Source organism: Thiocapsa roseopersicina, assembly GCF_900106925.1.
Taxonomy (GTDB): domain Bacteria; phylum Pseudomonadota; class Gammaproteobacteria; order Chromatiales; family Chromatiaceae; genus Thiocapsa; species Thiocapsa roseopersicina.
Genome location: NZ_FNNZ01000029.1, coordinates 14469 through 34250, shown reverse-complemented (window position 1 = coordinate 34250; position 19782 = coordinate 14469). Strand labels below are relative to the sequence as shown.

At 65.9% G+C, this 19782-nt stretch carries 18 protein-coding genes and 1 tRNA gene; 4 read left to right on the top strand and 15 right to left on the bottom strand.

The window, feature by feature from the left end:
- Positions 1-104 precede the first annotated feature (104 nt).
- The 5 genes from rplT to BLV04_RS20945 all read right to left on the bottom strand — a co-directional run bounded on the left by rplT (position 105) and on the right by BLV04_RS20945 (position 3567).
- Positions 105-461, bottom strand: a complete 357-nt coding sequence (gene rplT, locus BLV04_RS20965; protein WP_093037165.1) for a 50S ribosomal protein L20 — start codon at positions 459-461, stop codon at positions 105-107.
- Positions 462-505: 44 nt separating this feature from the next.
- Entirely contained in the window at positions 506-703 is a 198-nt protein-coding gene (rpmI, locus tag BLV04_RS20960) for a 50S ribosomal protein L35 (RefSeq protein WP_093037163.1), read from the bottom strand.
- A gap of 149 nt (positions 704-852) precedes the next feature.
- Positions 853-1386, bottom strand: coding sequence for a translation initiation factor IF-3 (gene infC / locus BLV04_RS20955; RefSeq protein WP_093037160.1), 534 nt, complete (start codon positions 1384-1386; stop codon positions 853-855).
- Positions 1387-1445: 59 nt separating this feature from the next.
- Entirely contained in the window at positions 1446-3365 is a 1920-nt protein-coding gene (thrS, locus tag BLV04_RS20950; RefSeq protein WP_093037157.1) for a threonine--tRNA ligase, read from the bottom strand.
- A gap of 125 nt (positions 3366-3490) precedes the next feature.
- Positions 3491-3567: transfer RNA gene (locus tag BLV04_RS20945), tRNA-Val, on the bottom strand.
- A 92-nt stretch (positions 3568-3659) separates the two neighbouring features.
- Between BLV04_RS20945 and BLV04_RS20940 the strand changes: the two genes are divergently transcribed.
- The 3 genes from BLV04_RS20940 to BLV04_RS20930 all read left to right on the top strand — a co-directional run bounded on the left by BLV04_RS20940 (position 3660) and on the right by BLV04_RS20930 (position 6824).
- Positions 3660-4172 (top strand): DUF29 domain-containing protein, encoded by a 513-nt coding sequence (locus tag BLV04_RS20940; RefSeq protein WP_245731978.1) that lies wholly within the window; start codon positions 3660-3662, stop codon positions 4170-4172.
- Positions 4173-4273: 101 nt separating this feature from the next.
- Positions 4274-5797 carry a fumarate hydratase gene (locus tag BLV04_RS20935; protein WP_093037154.1) on the top strand — a complete coding sequence of 508 codons (1524 nt, stop codon included), beginning with the start codon at positions 4274-4276 and terminating at the stop codon, positions 5795-5797.
- A gap of 13 nt (positions 5798-5810) precedes the next feature.
- The gene (locus BLV04_RS20930; protein WP_093037151.1) at positions 5811-6824 is read left to right on the top strand and encodes a YhdH/YhfP family quinone oxidoreductase; all 1014 of its coding nucleotides are present in this window, start codon (positions 5811-5813) and stop codon (positions 6822-6824) included.
- 47 nt (positions 6825-6871) lie between these two features.
- Here BLV04_RS20930 and BLV04_RS20925 read toward each other — a convergent pair whose 3' ends face one another.
- From BLV04_RS20925 to BLV04_RS20910, 4 genes are all read right to left on the bottom strand, one after another.
- Entirely contained in the window at positions 6872-7111 is a 240-nt protein-coding gene (locus tag BLV04_RS20925; protein ID WP_093037148.1) for an acetyltransferase, read from the bottom strand.
- 120 nt (positions 7112-7231) lie between these two features.
- Complete coding sequence (locus BLV04_RS20920) at positions 7232-7474, bottom strand: BolA family protein (protein WP_093037145.1); 243 nt, start codon at positions 7472-7474, stop codon at positions 7232-7234.
- Positions 7475-7640: 166 nt separating this feature from the next.
- Positions 7641-11183 carry an ATP-binding protein gene (locus BLV04_RS20915; protein ID WP_093037141.1) on the bottom strand — a complete coding sequence of 1181 codons (3543 nt, stop codon included), beginning with the start codon at positions 11181-11183 and terminating at the stop codon, positions 7641-7643.
- The gene (locus BLV04_RS20910) at positions 11180-12448 is read right to left on the bottom strand and encodes a metallophosphoesterase family protein (RefSeq protein WP_175534734.1); all 1269 of its coding nucleotides are present in this window, start codon (positions 12446-12448) and stop codon (positions 11180-11182) included. The genes BLV04_RS20915 and BLV04_RS20910 overlap by 4 nt, the downstream gene beginning before the upstream one ends.
- 142 nt (positions 12449-12590) lie before the next feature.
- Here BLV04_RS20910 and BLV04_RS20905 point away from each other — a divergent pair, with 142 nt between their 5' ends.
- Positions 12591-13670 (top strand): RibD family protein, encoded by a 1080-nt coding sequence (locus tag BLV04_RS20905; RefSeq protein WP_093037135.1) that lies wholly within the window; start codon positions 12591-12593, stop codon positions 13668-13670.
- Between the two features lie 40 nt (positions 13671-13710).
- Here BLV04_RS20905 and BLV04_RS20900 read toward each other — a convergent pair whose 3' ends face one another.
- The 6 genes from BLV04_RS20900 to mdoH form a co-directional block, all read right to left on the bottom strand.
- Positions 13711-14604, bottom strand: a complete 894-nt coding sequence (locus BLV04_RS20900) for a class I SAM-dependent methyltransferase (RefSeq protein WP_093037132.1) — start codon at positions 14602-14604, stop codon at positions 13711-13713.
- On the bottom strand, positions 14597-15661 hold the full coding sequence (locus BLV04_RS20895) for a glycosyltransferase family 4 protein (RefSeq protein ID WP_093037129.1): 1065 nt from the start codon (positions 15659-15661) through the stop codon (positions 14597-14599). The genes BLV04_RS20900 and BLV04_RS20895 overlap by 8 nt, the downstream gene beginning before the upstream one ends.
- Complete coding sequence (locus BLV04_RS20890) at positions 15658-16074, bottom strand: 6-pyruvoyl trahydropterin synthase family protein (protein WP_093037126.1); 417 nt, start codon at positions 16072-16074, stop codon at positions 15658-15660. Before BLV04_RS20890 ends, BLV04_RS20895 begins: the two co-directional genes overlap by 4 nt.
- A gap of 137 nt (positions 16075-16211) precedes the next feature.
- On the bottom strand, positions 16212-17246 hold the full coding sequence (locus BLV04_RS20885) for a zinc-dependent alcohol dehydrogenase (protein WP_217633761.1): 1035 nt from the start codon (positions 17244-17246) through the stop codon (positions 16212-16214).
- Positions 17227-17997 carry an FkbM family methyltransferase gene (locus BLV04_RS20880; protein ID WP_245731977.1) on the bottom strand — a complete coding sequence of 257 codons (771 nt, stop codon included), beginning with the start codon at positions 17995-17997 and terminating at the stop codon, positions 17227-17229. The genes BLV04_RS20885 and BLV04_RS20880 overlap by 20 nt, the downstream gene beginning before the upstream one ends.
- Complete coding sequence (gene mdoH, locus BLV04_RS20875; RefSeq protein WP_245731976.1) at positions 17987-19780, bottom strand: glucans biosynthesis glucosyltransferase MdoH; 1794 nt, start codon at positions 19778-19780, stop codon at positions 17987-17989. The genes BLV04_RS20880 and mdoH overlap by 11 nt, the downstream gene beginning before the upstream one ends.
- Positions 19781-19782: the final 2 nt, after the last annotated feature.

Here is a 19782-nt window from a genome sequence, read left to right as displayed (position 1 = left end):
CGGCTGGGTGTCTGGTCCGCCGCGAGGCCGTGAAACGAAAAAGGGAAAGACCGGGGCCTTTCCCTCTTGTATCGCCGTGAAACCCGGGCGAGAAAGGAAACGGCTTAGGCCAATGCAGTCTTCGCTTGCTCGGCCAGCGCAGCAAAGGCGACGCTGTCGTGGAAGGCGATGTCGGCCAGCACCTTGCGATCGACCTCGACCCCGACCTTCTTCAGCCCGTCGATGAACCGGCTATAGGAGAGACCGTTCTCGCGAGCGGCGGCATTGATGCGCGCGATCCAGAGCGCGCGGAATTGGCGCTTCTTCTGGCGACGATCACGGTAGGCGTATTGACCGGCCTTGATGACGGCCTGCTTGGCGACTCGATAGACCTTACTGCGGGCACCATAGTACCCCTTGGCCTGATCAAGGACCTTTTTGTGACGAGCGTGGGCGGTAACGCCCCGTTTAACGCGTGGCATTGTTTGACTCCTGAGATTCGTTCAAGTGCACTGCGATCGGCAGATCAGCAGTAGGGGATCATCCGCAGCGCGACCCGCACGTCCGACTTATGGAGCCGCTTGGGCGCACGCAATTGGCGCTTCCGCTTGGTGCTCTTCTTGGTCAGGATATGACGCCGATGAGAGGAATTGCACTTGACCGAACCGGAGGCAGTGCGCTTGAAGCGCTTCGCCGCCCCGCGATTTGTTTTCAGCTTGGGCATGGGTTTTTTACTCCGCGATTTGCCGAATGATTATATTGCGACGCAGGTCGAGCCGAGGTTTTTTCAAGACGGCATCGGTCGTATCGACCGACAATCGTCTCCTCGAGACACTCAGTGTGATTCGCCCGTTGGCTTGACGATGCGCGTCGCTATTTCTTTTTGGGGCCCAGCACCATGACCATTTGGCGTCCTTCCATTTGGGGTTGTTGCTCCACGATGCTGACGGACGCAAGGTCGTTTTCGATCCGCTTCAACAGCTCCAGACCGAGCTCGCGATGCGCATGCTCGCGCCCGCGAAACCGCATGGTGACCTTGCCCTTATCCCCTTCGTTGAGGAAACGCATCAGGCTGCGTAGTTTGACCTGATAGTCTCCTTCGTCCGTTCCCGGGCGAAACTTCACTTCCTTGATTTGAACCTGCTTCTGCTTCTTCTTGGCTTCGTTCTTCTTCTTCTTCTGGTCGAAGAGAAATCTGCCGAAGTCCATGAGACGACACACCGGAGGTTCCGACGTTGGAACGATCTCCACGAGATCGAGGGCGGCCTCCGCGGCCATCTCCAATGCCTCGCGCGTATTGACGACTCCGACCTGGTTTCCGTCCGCGCCGATCAGACGTACTTCCGGTACGTTGATCTCCTTGTTGACGCGGTTTCTCTTTGGTGCAGCGATAGCAGGTTCCTCCAAAAGCGCTGATAGACACGACGCGCGCGACGATCGCGCGGCCCCGCTGTTCAGGGCGGGCGTCAGTGGGTCCGGTTCGCGATCTCTTCGCTCAGACGGTCGATGAAGGCATCGAGCTGAAGGATTCCGAGGTCCTGGCCCGCACGGTCGCGGACGGCAACGGAGCGGGATTCGACCTCCCGATCACCGACGACGAGCAGATAGGGTACTCGTTGCAGGGTGTGCTCGCGGATTTTAAAGCCGATCTTCTCGTTTCTCAAGTCCGTGTCGGCGCGGAAGCCCTTCCCGCGCAAGGTCTTAGCGACCTCATTCACGTAATCCGCCTGCCGGTCCGTGATATTCATCACCATCGCTTGAGTCGGCGACAGCCAAACCGGCAGTTGACCCGCATAGTGCTCGAGCAGGATGCCGATAAAGCGCTCCACCGAGCCCAGGATCGCGCGATGGATCATCACCGGGACCTGCTTGCTGTTGTCCTCTGCGATGTAGTGCGCACCCAGACGCCCAGGCATCGAGAAGTCGACCTGAATGGTGCCGCACTGCCAGGCACGACCGATGCTGTCGTGCAGCGTGAACTCGATCTTGGGGCCATAGAAAGCGCCCTCGCCCGGCTGCACCTTGAACTCCAAACCTTTCGCCTTGAGCGCCTGGTCCAGCGCCGCCTCGGCCTTGTCCCAAAGATCGTCGCTGCCGACGCGCTTGTCCGGACGCAACGAGAGAGCCAGATCGATCTCGGTGAAGCCGAAGTCGTGGTAGGTCTCGAAGACCATGTCGATCAGGGTCGCAACCTCGTCCTGCAGCTGCGCCTCCGTGCAGAAGACATGCGCGTCGTCCTGGGTGAAGCGGCGTGCACGCATCAGACCGTGCAAGGTGCCCGAGGGCTCGTTGCGATGCACCACGCCGAACTCGGCGATGCGCAGCGGCAGATCGCGATGGCTCTTGAGCCCTTGATTGAAGAGCTGGATATGACCGGGGCAGTTCATCGGCTTGATCGCATAGTCGCGATCGTCCAGATGAGTCGTGAACATGCCGCCCGCGAACTTATCCCAATGACCCGAGCGCTCCCAAAGCGAGCGATCAAGCACCTGCGGAGTCTCGACTTCCTGATAGCCGTACTCGTCGAGCTTCTCGCGCATATAGCCTTCGGCGAGACGGTAGATCACCCGCCCCTTGGCATGCCAGAAGGCCATGCCCGGCGCCTCGTCCTGGAAGTGGAACAGATCGAGCTGCTTGCCGAGCTTGCGATGATCGCGCTTCTCGGCCTCTTCCAGGCGATGCAGATAGGCCGCCAACTCCTTCTTGTCGCGCCATGCGGTGCCGTAGATGCGCTGGAGCATGGGATTCTTCGAATCGCCGCGCCAATAGGCACCCGCCAGCTTCATCAGCTTGAACCCGTTGCCGAGCTTGCCGGTACTCGGCAGATGCGGACCTCGGCAAACATCGAACCAATCGCCCTGACGATAAACGGAGACCGCCTCGCCCTCGGGGATGATGTCCTCGATGATCTCGACCTTGTAATGCTCGCCGAGCTCGGCGAAAGCCTGCTTGGCCTGCTCGCGATCCCAGATCTCGCGCACGATGGGGAGATCGCGCTTGACGATCTCGTGCATACGCGCCTCGATCGCCTCGAGATCCTCCGGCGTGAAGGGCTCGTCGCGAGCGAAGTCGTAGTAGAAGCCGTTCTCGATAGCGGGGCCGATGGTCACCTGCGTGCCCGGATAAAGCTCCTGCACCGCCTGGGCCATCACATGCGCAGCGTCGTGACGCAACAGCTCGAGCGCGGTCTCCTCATCCTTGACGGTGACGATCGCCAGGTCCGCATCCTGTCCGATCATGAAGGAGGTATCGACCAGCGTCCCGTCGACCCGACCGGCGAGCGCGGACTTGGCCAGGCCGGCACCGATGGAGGCGGCGACGTCCCGAACGGACACGGGGGCATCGAACTGACGCTTGGAACCATCCGGCAGGGTCACGACGGGCATAACGAAACCTTCAAAGTGCTCAGTGGTGATCGATACGAGGGATCACATGAAAAAACCGCCAGCCCCAGCGCGGGGCTGCTCGAAAGATGTCGAGCGGCCAACGGCCGGAGCTGGCGGCTGATGTTTGGTAGGCGCGATTGGACTCGAACCAACGACCCCCACCATGTCAAGGTGGTGCTCTAACCAACTGAGCTACGCGCCTGTCGTTGCGAGCCCGGAATATTACAGGCCCCTACGATCTTTGCCAAGCCTTTTTTAATCGACCATGGGCTGCCTGTACGGAGGATCGGGTCTATGCTTCACTCGACCAAACCACGAGGCGATGCCCGAGAGCACTCCGACATGACACGCGCGGCAACGATCAACGCACCCGCCACCTCACCCGATACCGACTTTCATGCTTGGGCGCTCCAGACCGCCGAGGCCATTCGTGCACGTCGATTTGCAGGGATCGATTGGGATGCCGTCGCCGAAGAGGTCGAGGACATGGGACGAAGCGAACGGCGTGCATTGGAGAGTCGGCTGGAGGTTCTCCTGACCCATCTCATCAAGTGGCGATTCCAGCCCGAGGCGAGATCGAGCTCTTGGACCGGCACCATCAAAGAGCAACGACGCAAGGTGCAGCGCTTGCTGAGTCAGAACCCGAGCCTACGTCGACCTCTTCCGGAGATCGTCGCGGACGTCTACGGCAGTGCCAGTGCCATGGCCGAGCGCGACACCGGGATCGATGAATCGACCTTCCCCGCAACCTGTCCGTGGAGCTCCGACGAGATCCTCTCGGAAACCTTCCTGCCGGATCACGCCTGAAGCATCGACCGCCTTTGCCGCCTCGCACGGCGGCGCTCCGAACCCGGCTCCTGGCCACTTGCTATACTGCGTGGATGTCCGCAACGAGACGCCGCCGACCCATGACCATCATCCGCGAAACCGATTTTGTCCAAAGCATCGCCGACGCGCTGCAATTCATCTCCTACTATCACCCGCGCGACTATATCCAAGCCCTGACAGCGGCTTACGCCATCGAAGAATCACCTGCCGCGAAGGATGCGATGGCGCAAATCCTGGTCAATTCCCGGATGTGTGCAGAGGGCCACCGGCCGATCTGTCAGGACACCGGCATGGTGGTGGTCTTTCTGAAGATCGGCATGGATGTGCGCTGGGACGCGACCTCGGGGATTCAGGAGATGGTCGACGCGGGTGTGCGCCGGGCTTACTGCCATCCCGACAATGTACTGCGCGCATCCATGGTCTCGCCCCCCATCGGTGAGCGCAAGAACACCGGGGACAACACGCCGGCTGTCGTGCATGTCGAGCTGGTTGCGGGCGATCACGTCGAGGTGCGTCTGGCGGCAAAGGGCGGAGGCTCAGAGAACAAGGCGAAATTCGCGGTCTTGAACCCGAGTGAGAGCCTGGTCGACTGGGTGCTCAAGACGGTGCCGACCATGGGTGCGGGATGGTGCCCGCCCGGGATGCTCGGCATCGGCATCGGCGGATCCGCCGAGAAGGCGATGCTCCTCGCGAAGGAGTCGCTGATGGAGGACATCGACATCCACGAGATCAAGGCTCGCGGACCGGCGAACCCCATCGAGGCGCTGCGCCTGGAGCTGCACGAGAAGGTCAACGGGCTCGGCATCGGCGCGCAGGGTCTCGGCGGGCTCACCACGGTGCTGGATGTGAAGATCCTGACCTATCCGACCCATGCCGCCTCGCTCCCGGTCGCCATGATTCCGAACTGCGCGGCGACGCGGCATCTGGAATTCACGCTCGACGGCTCCGGGCCGGTTGCGCTCGTTCCGCCGAGTCTGGACGATTGGCCTCCGATCACCTGGGACGCGGCAGCCGGGGCGCGTCGCGTCCAGCTCGACGGCCTGACCCGCGAGGAGATCGCGACCTGGCAGCCGGGCGAGCGTCTTCTGCTCTCGGGCAAGCTGCTGACCGGCCGGGACGCCGCGCACAAACGCATCGCCGATCTCCTGGATCGGGGCGAGCGCCTGCCCGAGGGCGTGGATCTCACCGACCGGTTCATCTACTACGTCGGCCCGGTCGACCCGGTGCGGGACGAGGTCGTGGGTCCGGCCGGACCGACCACCGCCACACGGATGGACAAGTTCACCGACCAGCTGCTCGAGCGCACCGGACTGATCGGGATGATCGGCAAGGCCGAGCGCGGTCCCGCGGCAATCGACGCCATCAAGAAGCATGGAGCGGTCTACTTGATGGCCGTCGGCGGCGCGGCCTTCTTGGTCGCCAAGGCGATCAAGTCGTCGCGACTCATCGCCTTCGATGACCTCGGGATGGAGGCGATCCGCGAATTCGAGGTCGAAGACATGCCGGTGACCGTCGCCGTCGACAGCCGAGGCGAGTCCGTTCATCAAACGGGGCCGGCCAAGTGGCGCAGCAAGATCGGCCTGATCCCAGTGCAGATCATGTAGCGGAGGTGATCTAGTGGAAACCTATCGCGCATTCCGGATTCATCAGGACGAACTGGGTCACCGCGCCGGTCTCGAGGCGCTGCCGAAGCAGGCCCCCGAGACAGGCGAGGTCCTGGTTCGGGTCACCCATTCGAGCGTCAATTACAAGGATGCACTCGCAGGCACGGGACGCGGCAAGATCCTGCGCACCTTCCCGCTGGTCGGCGGTGTCGATGCAGCCGGCATCGTGGAGCAATCCAACGATCCCGCCTACCGGGCAGGCGATGCGGTCGTGGCGACGGGCTGGGGTCTGAGCTTCGATCACGACGGCGGCTATGCCGAGTATCTGCGGGTGCCTGCGACCTGGTTGACGCCGATTCCGGTCGGATTGGATCCGCGCTCCACCATGATCCTCGGCACCGCCGGACTCACCGCAGCACTCGCGGTTCATCGGATGCGCGTCAACGGTCAGCGACCCGAGACGGGTCCGATCCTGGTGACGGGCGCCAGCGGCGGGGTCGGCTCCATGTCCATCGCAATCCTTGCCCGGCTCGGCTACGAGGCGGTCGCGCTCTCGGGCAAACCGGAGCTTGCGGACTGGCTCAAGGCGATCGGTGCGGCTCGCATCATCGGGCGCGATGCACTGGCCGAGGCAAAACGACCATTGGAGAAGGCCCTCTGGGGCGGTGCGATCGACAATGTCGGCGGCGAGATCCTGGCACAGATCACCCGCACCACAGTCCCGAACGGGAACATCGCCAGCATCGGGCTCGCCGGCGGCCATCTGCTCGAGACCACCGTGATGCCCTTCATCCTGCGCGGGGTGAGTCTGCTCGGCTGCAACTCGGTGGATATCCCGCAGGCCCTGCGTACCGAGCTCTGGGGCCATCTGGCCGGCGACTGGCGCCCGGCCGACGTGGACCTGCTACTCGGAGAGACCGTCGATCTGGATGCCCTGCCCCGGATCTTCGAGGACATGCTCGCGGGGAAGACGCATGGGCGCGTCTTGGTGCAGGTCAAGCCTGCATCCGGTGCGGAGGGAAGCTAAGACGTGAAGATACCGGCCCGAGCAGGCTCGGGCCGGTCCGCATCCGTTCAGGATGCCTTCTTGTAGTAGTGGTGGATCTCGTCGTCGCGATAATGACTGTCGGTCCAGCAGCGCGGCAGCAACTCGTCCGAGATGAACATCAGCTCGGTCTTGTCGAACGTCTCCGGCTCTTGGGCCTCTTCGCCATAGTGATAGCGCCCGACGATCTTCGGGTGCATCGGGTTGAACAGGTCCCGCTGACTCAGGACCTCGATCATCTTGCCGGTAGTGCGATGTTTGAGAAACATGGCTTGACCTCCTGCGCAAGGCGCTCATCCGTCACTTTCAAGTATGACAGCGGGTCCGCCCTTGGCAAGGTTGGAGCATCCCAGACCGGACCGGACCGGATCGGATCGGATCGGCCGTAGTCAGCCGCCTTGCTCGGCGCGTTGCGCGGGAGTCAAGGTCTTGATCGACAGGGCGTGAAGCTCCCCGCTTGCAATCTGCGATTTGACGGTGTCCATCACAAGCCGTTGCTTTTTGATCGGCGTGAGGCCCTCGAAGACCTCGCTGACGACGACGGCGTCGAAATGACTCCCGTCGCCGGAGACCTGGACCTCCGCGCCGGGGAGGCCCTGGCGGATGAGTTGTGCGACTGCTTCGATTTCCAACGCTGACTCCTGATTGCATCGATTCCTGTTGCCCCCGGCGAGCAGCCGCCGGTCGCGCGCTCGCCGCCAATCACATTAAATAGGGCTTCGCACCCGCAGAGCAAGCAAGAGACGCCTGCGAACCCTCGAGCGGCGCTGGATCCCGTCGGCAAACGCCCTGCGGGCGTCACGCCAAACGGTGGACCCAAACCCGCTCCCGGCGCGGATCGAGCTGCCGGGCCTGCTCGATGTCGCGTCCATGGTGCGTGAAGAGGATCACCTGGGTCTTGGCCGAGAAGTCCGCCAGGGTCGCGAGTGTGGCGAGCGCGCGCGCGTCGTCGAACTGGATGAGGATATCGTCGACGACGAACGGCATCGGCTCGGCGTTTGCCAGATAGTGCTCCAGGTTGGCGAGACGCAGCGCCAGGTAGAGTTGATCGCGGGTACCCGTGCTCATCGCCTCGACGCGCAGCCGCTCGCCGCTGTTGCGCAGACCGACCAGGACGGGCTGGTCGGCCTCGTCGAAATCGGTCTCGACCGCACTGAAGGCACCGCAGGTCAGGCTCGCGAAATAGCGGCTGGTGAGCCCGAGGATCGGGTCGCTGTTTTGGCGGCGGAAGCGTTCGATCTCGTCGCGCAGGATGCGCGCCGCGAGCTTGAGCCGGACATACTGCTCGGCATGGGTGCGGATGCCGGCGAGGAGCTGCTGGACCTCCTCGGCGAGCGCGGCGGCAGTGCCCTCGCCGCCCATCGCCTTCAGGGTACGATCGGCGTCGGCCTTCTCTTCGATCAGCGCGCGGTGCGCGGGGCGCAGCTCCTGCTCGAGGCACGCGTCGATCTCGGCGAGCCGCGTGACGACCCGTTCCTGATCGACGGCGTCCGCCTCCCGTGCGAGTGCATCGATCCCCAGACCGTCGCCGGCCTGAATGAGTGCGCGCTCGATTGCCGTCAGCTCGGCGGCGAGTCGCCGCCGCTCGCGCACGCGCTCCTCGATCAGGGGCAATTGCTCCGGGGCCTCGCACGCGGCTTGGCGACAGAGCTCCGCGAGAACGCGCTCGGCCACCGCGATCGCGGTCTCGGCCTCGCGCACCTCCTCCTCGGCTCGGCCCGCCTGAGTACGCAGTTCTTCGAGACGTGTCCCGAGCGCCCGTTGCTCGCCGAGACGCGCATGCAGGGTCAAGATTGCCTCCTCGACCGGCCGATCCAGCAGATCGACGGCCAGCCGACCGAAGAGGTCGCGCGTTTGCCCGAGAAAAGCCACAGCATCCCGATCGATGCCCGCGATGCGTGCCCCCAAGACCGCGCCTGCCTCGACCTTCGCCACCGCGTCCGCGATCGCCTGAAGATCGTCCGAGACCTCGCCCGGCGTGGCATCCGGCGCGAGTCCCAGCTCGGTCATGAGGACCGTCCAGTCCGCCTGCCACTGCGCGCGCGCGGTCTCGGCGTCGGAGAGCGCCCGCCCCAGCCGTCGGACCCGCTCTTGGAGCTCCGCAACATCATGCTCCAGTGCAAGACGGGCGCGGGCGCCCTCCTCGGCAGCGCGTTGCCGACCCTCCGCCAAGCGGATGAGCCCGCCGAGATCCTGCGCGTCGATCGCCGTCGATGCGCGGTCGGCCGTGCTGCCCGGGGCACTCAAGACGCTCAGCAGGGCCGCACGGTGCGCGTCGCGGAGCGCCTCGCGGGCCTCGATCCGGTCGCGCAGCTCATCGGTCTGTCGAATCCGGTCGCGAAGCCGTGCGGCTCGGGCGAGCCAGGGCAGCATCTCGGGCGGCGACAGCGGGGTCAGGCCGCAGCCCGACCAGAGGGCACCCCAGGCCAGCTGCGACCGGCCCGCATGCAGCTCCAGATCGGCCAGCGCACGCTCCGCCTCGTCGTGCTCATGCCGCGAAGCCTCCGATCGCGCTTGGGTCATCGCGCGCTCATGGACGCGCTGCGCCTCGCGGCGCAGGCGATCGGCGACCTCGTCGGCCCCGGTGACGGCCCCTTCGAAGGCATCCGCAAGCGGGGCTTGCGCACTGTACTGCGCGACGTCCGCGCTCACGTCAGCGCCGTCGAGCCAGGTCCGCTTCACCAGCTGCCAACCGAAATCCCGATGCGCGCGGGTCTGCGTCAGGTCATCCTCGGAGGGCACCGAGCCGCTCAGCTCCAAGACCCGCAGGGCCTCTTCGCAGCGCCATCGTTCGGCCATCGCCTCGGAGCGCTTCGCGGCCAGGACCTGCCGTTGCTCCTGCAATCCGCGCGTCTCGTCCGCGAAGCGTCGCAGGCTCTCCTCGTCCGGCAGCGGTGCGGCGAGGAGGTCGGCCAACCCGCCCGACCAGAGACCGAGCGCGCCCAGATCCTGCTCGCAGGCCTTCAGTTGCGCGGTCAGCCCGAGTCGCTCCTCGACGATCGTTTGATCCAGGTCTCCGGCTCGACGCGCGGCATCCAGCGCCGCCTGCAGATCGGGCGAGACGACCGTCGGGGGCAGCTCGGCCAGCGCTGCGGTCCGCCGCTCGAGGCGCGCTTGCGTCTCGGCAAGATCGGCGCGGGTCTTGGTCACCGCCTCGCTCAGGGCTGCCTGTCGGGTACCGAGATCCGTCGCGCGCCGACGCCGTGCCAGGAGCGGCGCCAGACGGGCGACATCGGCAGGCATCTGATCGGGGGTCAGGTCAGGCCGCACCTGTCGCAGCAAGGCGACGGCCTCGGCCTCGCGCCGGGCCTGCTCGGCCATGAGGTCGGCGCGATCGCGCGCGGCCTTGCGATAACTGCCGAGACGTTCCCGAAGATCGTCGATCGACTCTGACTCGCGCAGAAGGTCATCCGAAACATCCTTGCCCAGGTCGCGAATGCTCTCGCGCAGCCCTTCGAGGCGATGTTGCGCATTCGCGCGCGCCTCGCCGGCCCGGGTCTGTTTCGCGAGGGCCTCTTCGCGTCGCGCCGCGAAGTCCTCGGCCAGCGCCGGCACCTCGCCGATCCCGTCCAATTGCGCCTGCACCCGCGCCATGCGCACCAGCTCCGGAAGCGTACGCCGGATGCGCTCGAGTCGGTTGCGCTCGAGCGTCATCCGCTCGATCTCGCGATCCATCGAGGCCAGCTCGCGGACCGTCCGATCGAGCGACTCGCGGGCCTGCTCCCACTGACGGACCGACAGGCTTGCCTCGCGCAGGCGACGCTCGGTCTCGCCAAGGTCCCCGATCAGTGCATTGATCTTCGGCTTGGAGGCGCGCGGCAGAAACAGCCCGTTGGCCTCTTGGTCGAGCCGGTCCAGAACCCGGTGGATCGCCGTCGCACCGAGGGCCGTCCCGAACAGGGCCTCGGCCTCCCTCCCCCGCTCTTCGAGCAAGGCTTGACCGCCGTCGATCAGACCCTCGTAATCGATCCCGAAGAGACGCTCAAACAGGCCGTCGTCCACCTCGCCGAGAAAGGGCGCCAATGCGTCCTCGCCGATCGCCTTGCCCTCGACATCGAGCAGGGTGCTCTTGCGTCCCTTGCGTCGGACAAATTCCAGCTCCTCGCCCAGTCGGCTGCGCAGGCGTCCACCGAGCCGCAGCTCCTGCTTGCCGTGCCGAAAATCGTCGCGGGTGCGCTCCGCAATTCCGAAGAGCAAGGCGCGCAGGGCCCGCAGGGCCGAGCTCTTCCCTGCCTCGTTCGGTCCGAAGACCAGGTGCAGGCCCTCGCGGCCGGCGCTCAAATCGAGCCGGCGATCCGTGAATGGACCGAAGGCGCGCAGGTCCAGCTCCAGGATCTTCATTGCGTGCCCTGCCCGCGGAGTCGGTCCACCAGAAGCGCCTTCACGTCTTCGAGACAACCGAGCAGATAATCGGGTCGGGTCGGGTCGAACGCATCGTCGCCGGCCCGCAAGGCGGGCGGCAGCTTGAGCGCGAGCGCCTCGACCTCCCCGCTCAGCGCGGAGAGACTCTCGCCGTCGAGCTCCAGATCGTGCAGGGTGCGCAACAGGCCGCCGAAGGCATCCTCGCGGACCTGCGCAGGGGCTGGGTCCGAGACCGGCGCCGACGGATGCGTCTGCACGACCAGCTTCTCGATCCAGACGTCCGCCAAGCCTGTCGAGGAGATCAAGGCACGACACTCGTTCGTCACACGCTCATGCTCGGCGTGGAGCCGCGAATGGATCGGGCTGCGTCCGACCAGCTGCACACGCACGGCGAGCGGGCGGCCCTCGGCCGTCTCGGTCGCCTCCGCGAGTGACTGCTCGACCAGCGGGAGGATCTGATCCAGGGTCCGCGCCTCGCTCACCTCGACCCGACACGTCGCCCAGCGCACCACGTCCAAGGCCCGCGACTCGACCTCGACCGCCTGTCCATCTTCGACCCGCACCAGGGAGCAGCCTTTCGGGCCGGTCTCGCGGATATGGCGGCCCTGGATGTTCCCGGGAAAGAGGACGTAGGGATCCCGGGCGAGCAGCTCGCGCTGGTGGACATGCCCGAGCGCCCAATACTGGTACCCTTTCGCTCTCAGACCGTCCAAAGTGCAGGGCGCGTAGGGCTCATGACCGGGTCGCCCGTCGAGCGAGGTGTGGAGCAACCCGATGTTGAAGAGTGCGGGATCGCCTTGCGGATAGGACCGGCTCAGGTCGTCCGTCACCGCGCGGCTCGGAAACCCTTGACCGTGAATGGCCACGCCGAGGTGCTCGAGGATCCGGGTCTCGGGTGCGCGCGTGGCGAAGACCGAAAGGTTCGGCGGCGGGCGCAGCGCCTTGGTGATTTGGCTCGCGGCGTCGTGGTTGCCGGCGATCAGGAAGACCGGGATCCCGTGATCGTTGAGTCGACCCATCTGGCCCGAGAAGAAGAGTCCGGTGTTGTAGTCGCGCCAATCCCCGTCGTAGATGTCGCCGGCCAGCAGGACGAAGTCGACCGACTCCTCGATCGCCAGTGCGACCAGATTCTCGAAGGCCCGGCGGGTCGCCCCGCGGATCTCCTCGACCGGTGCGCCCTCGTAGCGTTCCAGTCCGCGCAGCGGGCTGTCGAGATGCACATCGGCGGCATGCAGAAATCTCAAGGCGATCTCCTCGTTCCGTGGTTTTTGGCCGTTTCACCGAGGGCGCGTCGATGGCGAAGACCGATTCGCTCGGCTCGATTTCCCGGCGCACAGCGCCATATGCGCGTTGTGCCGGGATCAACTCAACCAGGAGAGGCCGCCGATGATCCGACCCAAGATCACTCAGCGCGAGCGATCCGACCCGCCGCGTCGCCATGACACCGACGCCGCTCGCGCCTGGTCGCTGATTCTGAGTGCCGCACGACTGGCGCGCAATGCGTCCTGGTCACTCGACCATCCGCTCGCCCTGCGTGCCGACCCCGACGGACGGGTGTCGCCGGTCGATCCGGCGCATCGCTCGCAAGCAGACCTGCTCTGGCTGCCGCACGCGGGCTGGCGCCCCGGAAACCGAGCAGGGGATCACGCCGAGGATTGCCATCGCGAGGATCCGGCGCGCGCACTCTTCGATCTTTACCTGCCCTTGTGCCGCCCGCATCCGGGTTCCGTTGAGGTCATCGCCCATCTCGGTCAGAGCATCGACGGCTACATCGCCACGGCCAACGGGGATGCCCGCTTCGTCACCGGCGAGGCCAACATTCGGCACCTGCACCGGATGCGTGCGCTGAGCGATGCCGTGCTGGTCGGGGCCGAGACGGTCGCCGCGGATGATCCACGCCTGACCACTCGGCTGGTCCTCGGACCGAATGCGGTGCGGGTGGTCTTGGACCCGCGCCGACGTCTTTCCCCCGAGCGCCATCTGTTCAACGACGGCGCGTCCGCGACACTGCTTTGTTGCGATCGCGCCCGCATCAAGCCCGGCGAGCAGCACCACGGGCAGGCCGAGCTGATCGGGCTGCCGGCCGTGTCCGACGGACTCGATCTGGGCGCGCTCCTGGGCACCCTCGCCGAGCGGGGTCTGCTCAGGATCTTCGTCGAAGGCGGCGGGACCACGGTCTCGCGGTTCCTTCAGGCCGGACGACTGTCGCGCCTGCAGATCGCGGTCGCCCCGCTCGTGATCGGCAGCGGCCGGCCGGGTGTGCGACTGCCGCCGACCGAGCGCTTGGCGGATGCATTGCGCCCGGCGACGCGCATCTTCCGGATGGGCGAGGATGTGCTCTATGACTTCGAGCTGGGCGCGGGAGTGCCCGAGCCTTCCGCCGATGCGATCCCCCAAAATACGATCAACGAAGACACGGTCACCCAGGCCGTGCTCAGCCGAGCGGAGCTTTCCCGCATCCGCTAAACCGCGTCCAGAGCGAATCGCATACCACGCCGGGCGCGGTTTAAGCCCGCCGCGGGATGGCGAGAAGATCGCGATGACCGACGATGATTCGGGAGCAACCACGCTCCACGGCGGCAAGCCTAACCGCCTCCCAGTGCGCGATCTCCGCCTGATCCGATGCGGGCGCCTCTTCGCGGGCTGCCCCGGACCAGCCGCGGATCAGGGCCGCCTGCAGCTCCCGCTCCGAGCGTCGGATCCGCCAGTCGCTCATGCGCACCTCGATCCAATAACCCTGAGCAGCCGCCAGGATCGCCAAGCGACCGTTCGCGCTCGGTCCCAGCGCGGGGCCGAATCCCTTGTCGCGACCCTGGTGGCGATTCACGGCCTCGATCACCTCGCGATCGAGGCTCAAGGCGGGCTCGAAGGCGACACGCCCGTCGTAGGTCAAGGCCGTCAGGATCGGCGCGCGAACCTTCGCGCACTGCGAGACCAACCCTGCAAGCCAGGACTCCGATACCAGGTCGAGCAGCGCAGAGGCCGTGACCAACCCGATGCCTTCGAGCGGAAGCTCGGCCAGGTCGCGCGCGAGGTCGAAGCGACGGGTCGCCAGAGTGCAGGTCAAATGAGGAGTGTAGGTTAGATGAGGCTCGGCCGCCGTGACCCGTTGATTCGACGCGTCCCAATCAAAACCCGATGCCTGCGCCCAGGCTTGGGTCTCGCCCGCCACTCGATCCAAGAGGTCGGTATCCGCATCCAGACAAAGCCATGCCTGCTCGCCGCCCAAGGCCGACGCCAGCGCACGCAGGTTGGAACCGGTTCCGCACCCCAGGTCCAGGACACGAAGCATCTGCCCTTTCGGAAGGTGCGGACGCAACAAGAGCGGCAGATCTGCGGCTCGTGCACGGCTGTCCGCGGGCGCGCGAAGTCGCAACCAGTCGGCGTCGAAATCACCCATCGTGCAACCCTTCCAAGACGCGTCCGAACTCTGCGCTTGCAGCATCCCAATCGCACAGGCGAGCGCGCGCAGACCGAGCACCCGCGGCCAGACTGCGGCGCAGCCCCGGGTCGTCCAGCACCCGTGTCAAGGCGACCTCGAGCGCCGGCTGGTCGTCGGGCTCCACCAAGAGCCCCGCATCCGCAGGCACCAGGTTCGGGATCGGCCCGGTTCTGGTGCTGACGATCGGCAGACCGCGGGCCAATGCCTCGGCCAGGACCATGCCGTAGCCCTCGAAGCGGGTCGGCAGGACGAACAGATCCGCCCGATGATAAAAAGCCTCGAGCCGAGGCTCGTCGACCGTACCCGTGAAATTCACGCGCTCGGACAGCCCCAAGCGTTCCGAGAGACGCCGCAAGGCGATGCTAGTGCGCGTGCAACGCGTCAGGCTGCCGACACAGTCCAGGCGCCAGGGCCGGTCGACCAAAGGTGCAAGTGCGCGCAAGAGGGTGTCGTGACCCTTGCGCGGTGTCGGGGCGGCCACGCAGAGCAGGTTCAGGACGGATTCCTCCGAGCCTGCCGCGAGCGGTGCCGGATCGGTGCCGGGCTCGACGACGCTGATCCGCTCCTTCGGGACCCCGTAGTCCCGGATCAGGACATCCCCTGTGGCGGCGCTGGTCACCACCACTCGGCGGGCGGCCACCAACGCCCGTGATTCGCTCATGCGCAGCGCTTCGGCCCGCGCGGCAAACAGACCCGTCTCCAAGGCGAGGGGGTGATGGACGAGCGCGATCAAACGCAGGCGACGTTCGTGGAGTGCGGCAACATCCCCGAGCAGACCAAAGGCCAGGCCGTCGATGATCACCGTGTCGCCGTCCGGAATGGTTGCGAGGCGCCGGTCGGCATCCGCAAGAGCATCCGCGGTCGGCTCGGGAAAGCTGTCGTCGAGACGCTCGGCCTGAACTCGCCAACCCGAGCCGATCAAACCGTCGATGATCCGGCGATCGTAGCGATAACCGCCGGTCGGCGTGGTCAGGTTACCGGGGATCAGGAACCAGATGGGGCCTGCGTGTTTCATGCGTGCTGTTGCTGCGGCAGATCGGAGGCGTAGGCCGCCCAAGCAACGTGCGACTCGCTCAACTGCACGCGCAGGGCCGTGATCGCGCGTGCTCCCTCGCCGAGCGCGCCCGCGCTCAACTGCTCGGCCATGCGATCGAAGACGACACGCGCGAGAAATTCGGTCGAGGTATTGCGGCCCTGAAAGACAGGCTCCTCGTCCAGATTCCGATAGTCCAGATCGGCCAAGAGCGCGCGCAGTGCCTGGCTCGCGAGCCCGATGTCCACCACCAGCCCGTCCGCATCCAGCTCCGGACGACGGAACTCCACATCCACGACATAGGTTGCCCCGTGCAGCCGCTGTGCCGGTCCGAAGACCTCCCCTCGAAAGCTATGCGCGATCATGATGTGGTCGCGAACACAGACGCTGTACATGGTGTCTCCCGTCCCGGTTTTTGTACACGCCGCAAGAATAAACGAAACGGCGTTCTTCGGCGCAGTGATCCGCAGGCGGGATCCACAGCGAGAAACGCACCGTGGTCGGATTCGAGGTCGAAACCCTGAGCGTTTGATCATCGATACCGGATGCGATGCATCAGGGCATCGCCGGGATCCTCGGCCAGACGCGCCTGTACCGCGGGCAGATCATCGAAGTCGTCCTCGCCGCTGATCAAGCCATCCAGCGCCGGATCGACGAGCAATGCCAACGCAAGACCGAGGCGCCGACGATAGTCCCACCGCGCACGCTGTGCCGTCGCGACCTGGCCGACCTGGGAGGAGCGCAGGGTGAGACGGCGCCGGTGGAAGGCCGCGCCGAGCGGCAGGGTGACGGGCTTGGTGCCGTACCAGCTCAGCTCCAGGACGGTCGCCTCGAAGCCGGCCAGCGCGAGCGCTTGCTCCAAGCCCGCCGAGGAGCCGCTGGCATGGATGACGAGGTCGGCATCGCCGCGCGCATCCGCGGGCAAGGCAAAATCCACCCCGAGCCGCTCGGCGATCTCGGCGCGGCGCGGATTGATGTCGATCAGCTCGACCCGGCAGCCCGGGATCCGCGCGGCCAACCAGGCGCAGAGCACGCCGACCGAGCCGGCACCGACGACGGCGATGCGATCGCCGATCCGGGGTGCGGCATCCCAGAGACCGTTGACGGCGGTCTCGAGGTTCGCCGCCAAGACGGCACGCCCCGGCGGGACCGCGTCCGGGATCCGATGCAGGGCCTCGATCGGGACGCAATAGGCGCTCTGATGCGGATAGAGACAGAAGACCGACTGCCCGACCCAATCGGGCGGACCGTCCTCGACCCGGCCGACGTTGCAATAGCCGTATTTGACCGGCCAAGGAAAGTCGCCGACCTGAAAGGGTGCGCGCATCCCGGCGAATTCGCTCGGCGGGACCTCGCCGCGCAACACGAGTGCCTCGGTCCCGCGGCTGATACCCGTGTAGAGGGTCCGCACCAGTGCCTCGTCCGGGCCGGGCGGCGCAAGCGGCTCATCGCGCAGCTCGCCCTGCAGGGGGCCGGTGACCCAGTAGGCGCGGGCGGACGTCGGGGCCTCTCGCTGCGACGGCGTCCGGGCCGATCGGCTCGCGTTCCTAATCGACTCGCCGGGCATAAATGTCTCCCGAGTTGGCGGTGTGCGGCAAGGCTTCCAGCCAGCGGCCGATCGCGGCGGCGTCGACCCAGACGTCATGGACAAAGACATAGGACTCGCCCAGAACGGCGTTGAATCGCACATAGCCCAGTCTCGAGCACTCGGCCAAGGCGCTGCGTGCGACGTCCTTCTGGATCGTCGTGAATTCGAACGACAAGGCATCGACCGGCCGGGTCAAACCGCCGAGGACCTCGGCCTCGTAACCCTCGACATCGATCTTGATGAAGCGCGGCATGCCGTGGCGCTCGATCAGATCGTCCAACCGGGTGCAGGCGACCTCGACCGCACCGTCCCAATGCTGCCCTTCCCAGCCCGGGGCCTCCCGGGCCGCCGAGATGAACCCGGTCGAGAGCGTGCTCACCGTCGGGTTGGCGCGGTTGAGGCGCAGATCCGCCCGACCCGACGCGCGCCCTACCGCCGTTGCCTCGATCCGGACCGCCGGATCTCGTCCGTAGAGCCAGCGCAGTGTTCTCACCAACACCGGCTGCGGCTCCACAGCCAGCACACGGGCGCCGATCCGCCGAAAGCAGCCGATGCGATCGCCGACATGACTGCCGATGTCGAAGGCCAGATCTTGCGGGGCGAGAAAGGCGCGATAGAAGGCGTCCATACGCGACCGACGCCCATGCAGATAGTAGATCTTCAAGGATCGCGCGACGCCGAGGGCGGCCCGCAGGCCATCTCCGCGGGCGTTGCCGCGATCAGTCGACACCGATCGAATCCGCCGCGACCTGATCCGAGGCCGGAACAGACGCACGTTTTCGGCCGACCAAGGGTAGACCGAGGGATTGAATCAAGGCCGGCGGATCGACCTCCTCCGGGATCCGCCAGAGACCGATCCGGGCCAGCCAGGCGCCGAGCGCAGGCCAAGCGGTCAGCACGGCGATCGGCACGGCGAGCAAGGCGCCGAAGATGAAGGGCGACAGAAAGACCGCCCCGGCGGCATCGGTCGAGATCAGCCAGAGCAACGCCGCGAGCCCGAAGAGCGTCTGCGGCCAGAGTCGCCGCAAGGCCTGCGTGAGCTTCAGTCGATAGGTGTCGCGACGCTGGGGTGACCAGACGATCGCCTTGCCGAACAGCAGCCCGCCCATGAAGAGCGAGTGCGCCAAGGCCATGACGGGCGCGAGCAGGGTCGAGAAGAGGATCTCGCCGAAGGCGCCGGCCAGCAGGCGCGGCCCGCCGCCGAAGTCGGCGCGCCCCTGTCGGGACAGGAGCAGGCTGCCCAGGGTCGCAAGCTTGGGCGCGAAGACCATCGTCATGATCAGCGCGAAAAGCAGCCAGCCGAGGACCGGATCGAACATGGGACCGGACTCGGGTACGCGGCCGATCTGCAAGGCGGCGAGCGTCATGAAGAGGACCCAAGCCGGCGAGCCGATAAACATAAGGATCGCCAAGACCAGTTGAACCCGCCCGATCGGGCGCAGACCCGGCGTCCCCAGAAGGCGCAGATATTGGAGGTTGCCCTGGCACCAGCGAAGGTCGCGTCGGACGAACTCGACCAGGGTGGGCGGGTTCTCCTCCCAGCTTCCGCGCTCGAGGGGCAGCACGCGCACGGCATAGCCGGCGCGACGCATCAGCACGGCCTCGACCTGATCGTGGCTTAAGATCCAGCCGCCGAGCGGCGGGCGACCCGGCAGCGGGTCGAGTCGACAATAGGCGCGAAAGGGCTCGACACGCAGGAGCGCATTGTGTCCCCAGTAAGGCCCGCTGTCGCCCTGCCACCAAGCACTGCCGAGCGAATACGAACGCATGCCCAGGCGCATCCCGAACTGAAAGATCCGTGCAAATGCGCTCGTCGAGGGCAAGCCGACAACCAGACTCTGCAGAATCCCCAGACGCGGGTTGCGCTGCATGATGCCGACCATGCGCAGAATCGTCTCCGGGGCCATCAGGCTATCGGCATCCAAGACCAGAGCGAAATCGAAGTCGTCACCCCGGCGCGTCATGAAATCCTGGATGTTTCCCGCTTTGAATCCGGGGTTGTCCGGGCGGCGTCGATAGCGGATGCTCATATGTGGCGACCAGCGCTCGCGCAAGCGCCGAATGCCGGCTTCTTCAGCCTCGATACATTCCGACCAGGTCGAGTCGCTGAGAACGAAGATCTCGAATGCCTGTCCATATCCCGACTGCTGAAGACCCTGGATCATCCGATCGAGATGACGCACGACCCGATCCGCATCCTCGTTGCGGATACAGCTGAGAATGGCGGTCTTGGCGGTGACGGCGTTCGGTGGGTCGGCTTCGAGCGGACAGACGGCGGCGGCCGGGTCGCGGTGGCGACGCATCAGAGCAAAGCCGACGACGGCGTTCCAAAATCCGATCACGGTCCAGGGCAAGGTCAACGCGAAGCACAGGGTCAGCACCGCATCGAGAAGGTCGAAGCCACCGCTCGACAGGGTGGCGACCATGAGGGCGATCGCGAATGCGGTCGTGGCGACGACCAAGAAGAAGAACAGGGCGCGGCGGCGCGACATCACCGCCTCATCGGGTTCCACGC

Coding starts and splice junctions, on each gene's coding strand:
- rplT (WP_093037165.1), bottom strand. CDS start 461: ATGCCACGCGTTAAACGGGGCGTTACCGCCCACGCTCGTCACAAAAAG.
- rpmI (WP_093037163.1), bottom strand. CDS start 703: ATGCCCAAGCTGAAAACAAATCGCGGGGCGGCGAAGCGCTTCAAGCGC.
- thrS (WP_093037157.1), bottom strand. CDS start 3,365: ATGCCCGTCGTGACCCTGCCGGATGGTTCCAAGCGTCAGTTCGATGCC.
- BLV04_RS20940 (WP_245731978.1), top strand. CDS start 3,660: ATGCTTCACTCGACCAAACCACGAGGCGATGCCCGAGAGCACTCCGAC.
- BLV04_RS20935 (WP_093037154.1), top strand. CDS start 4,274: ATGACCATCATCCGCGAAACCGATTTTGTCCAAAGCATCGCCGACGCG.
- BLV04_RS20925 (WP_093037148.1), bottom strand. CDS start 7,111: ATGTTTCTCAAACATCGCACTACCGGCAAGATGATCGAGGTCCTGAGT.
- BLV04_RS20915 (WP_093037141.1), bottom strand. CDS start 11,183: ATGAAGATCCTGGAGCTGGACCTGCGCGCCTTCGGTCCATTCACGGAT.
- BLV04_RS20905 (WP_093037135.1), top strand. CDS start 12,591: ATGATCCGACCCAAGATCACTCAGCGCGAGCGATCCGACCCGCCGCGT.
- BLV04_RS20900 (WP_093037132.1), bottom strand. CDS start 14,604: ATGGGTGATTTCGACGCCGACTGGTTGCGACTTCGCGCGCCCGCGGAC.
- BLV04_RS20895 (WP_093037129.1), bottom strand. CDS start 15,661: ATGAAACACGCAGGCCCCATCTGGTTCCTGATCCCCGGTAACCTGACC.
- BLV04_RS20890 (WP_093037126.1), bottom strand. CDS start 16,074: ATGTACAGCGTCTGTGTTCGCGACCACATCATGATCGCGCATAGCTTT.
- BLV04_RS20885 (WP_217633761.1), bottom strand. CDS start 17,246: ATGCCCGGCGAGTCGATTAGGAACGCGAGCCGATCGGCCCGGACGCCG.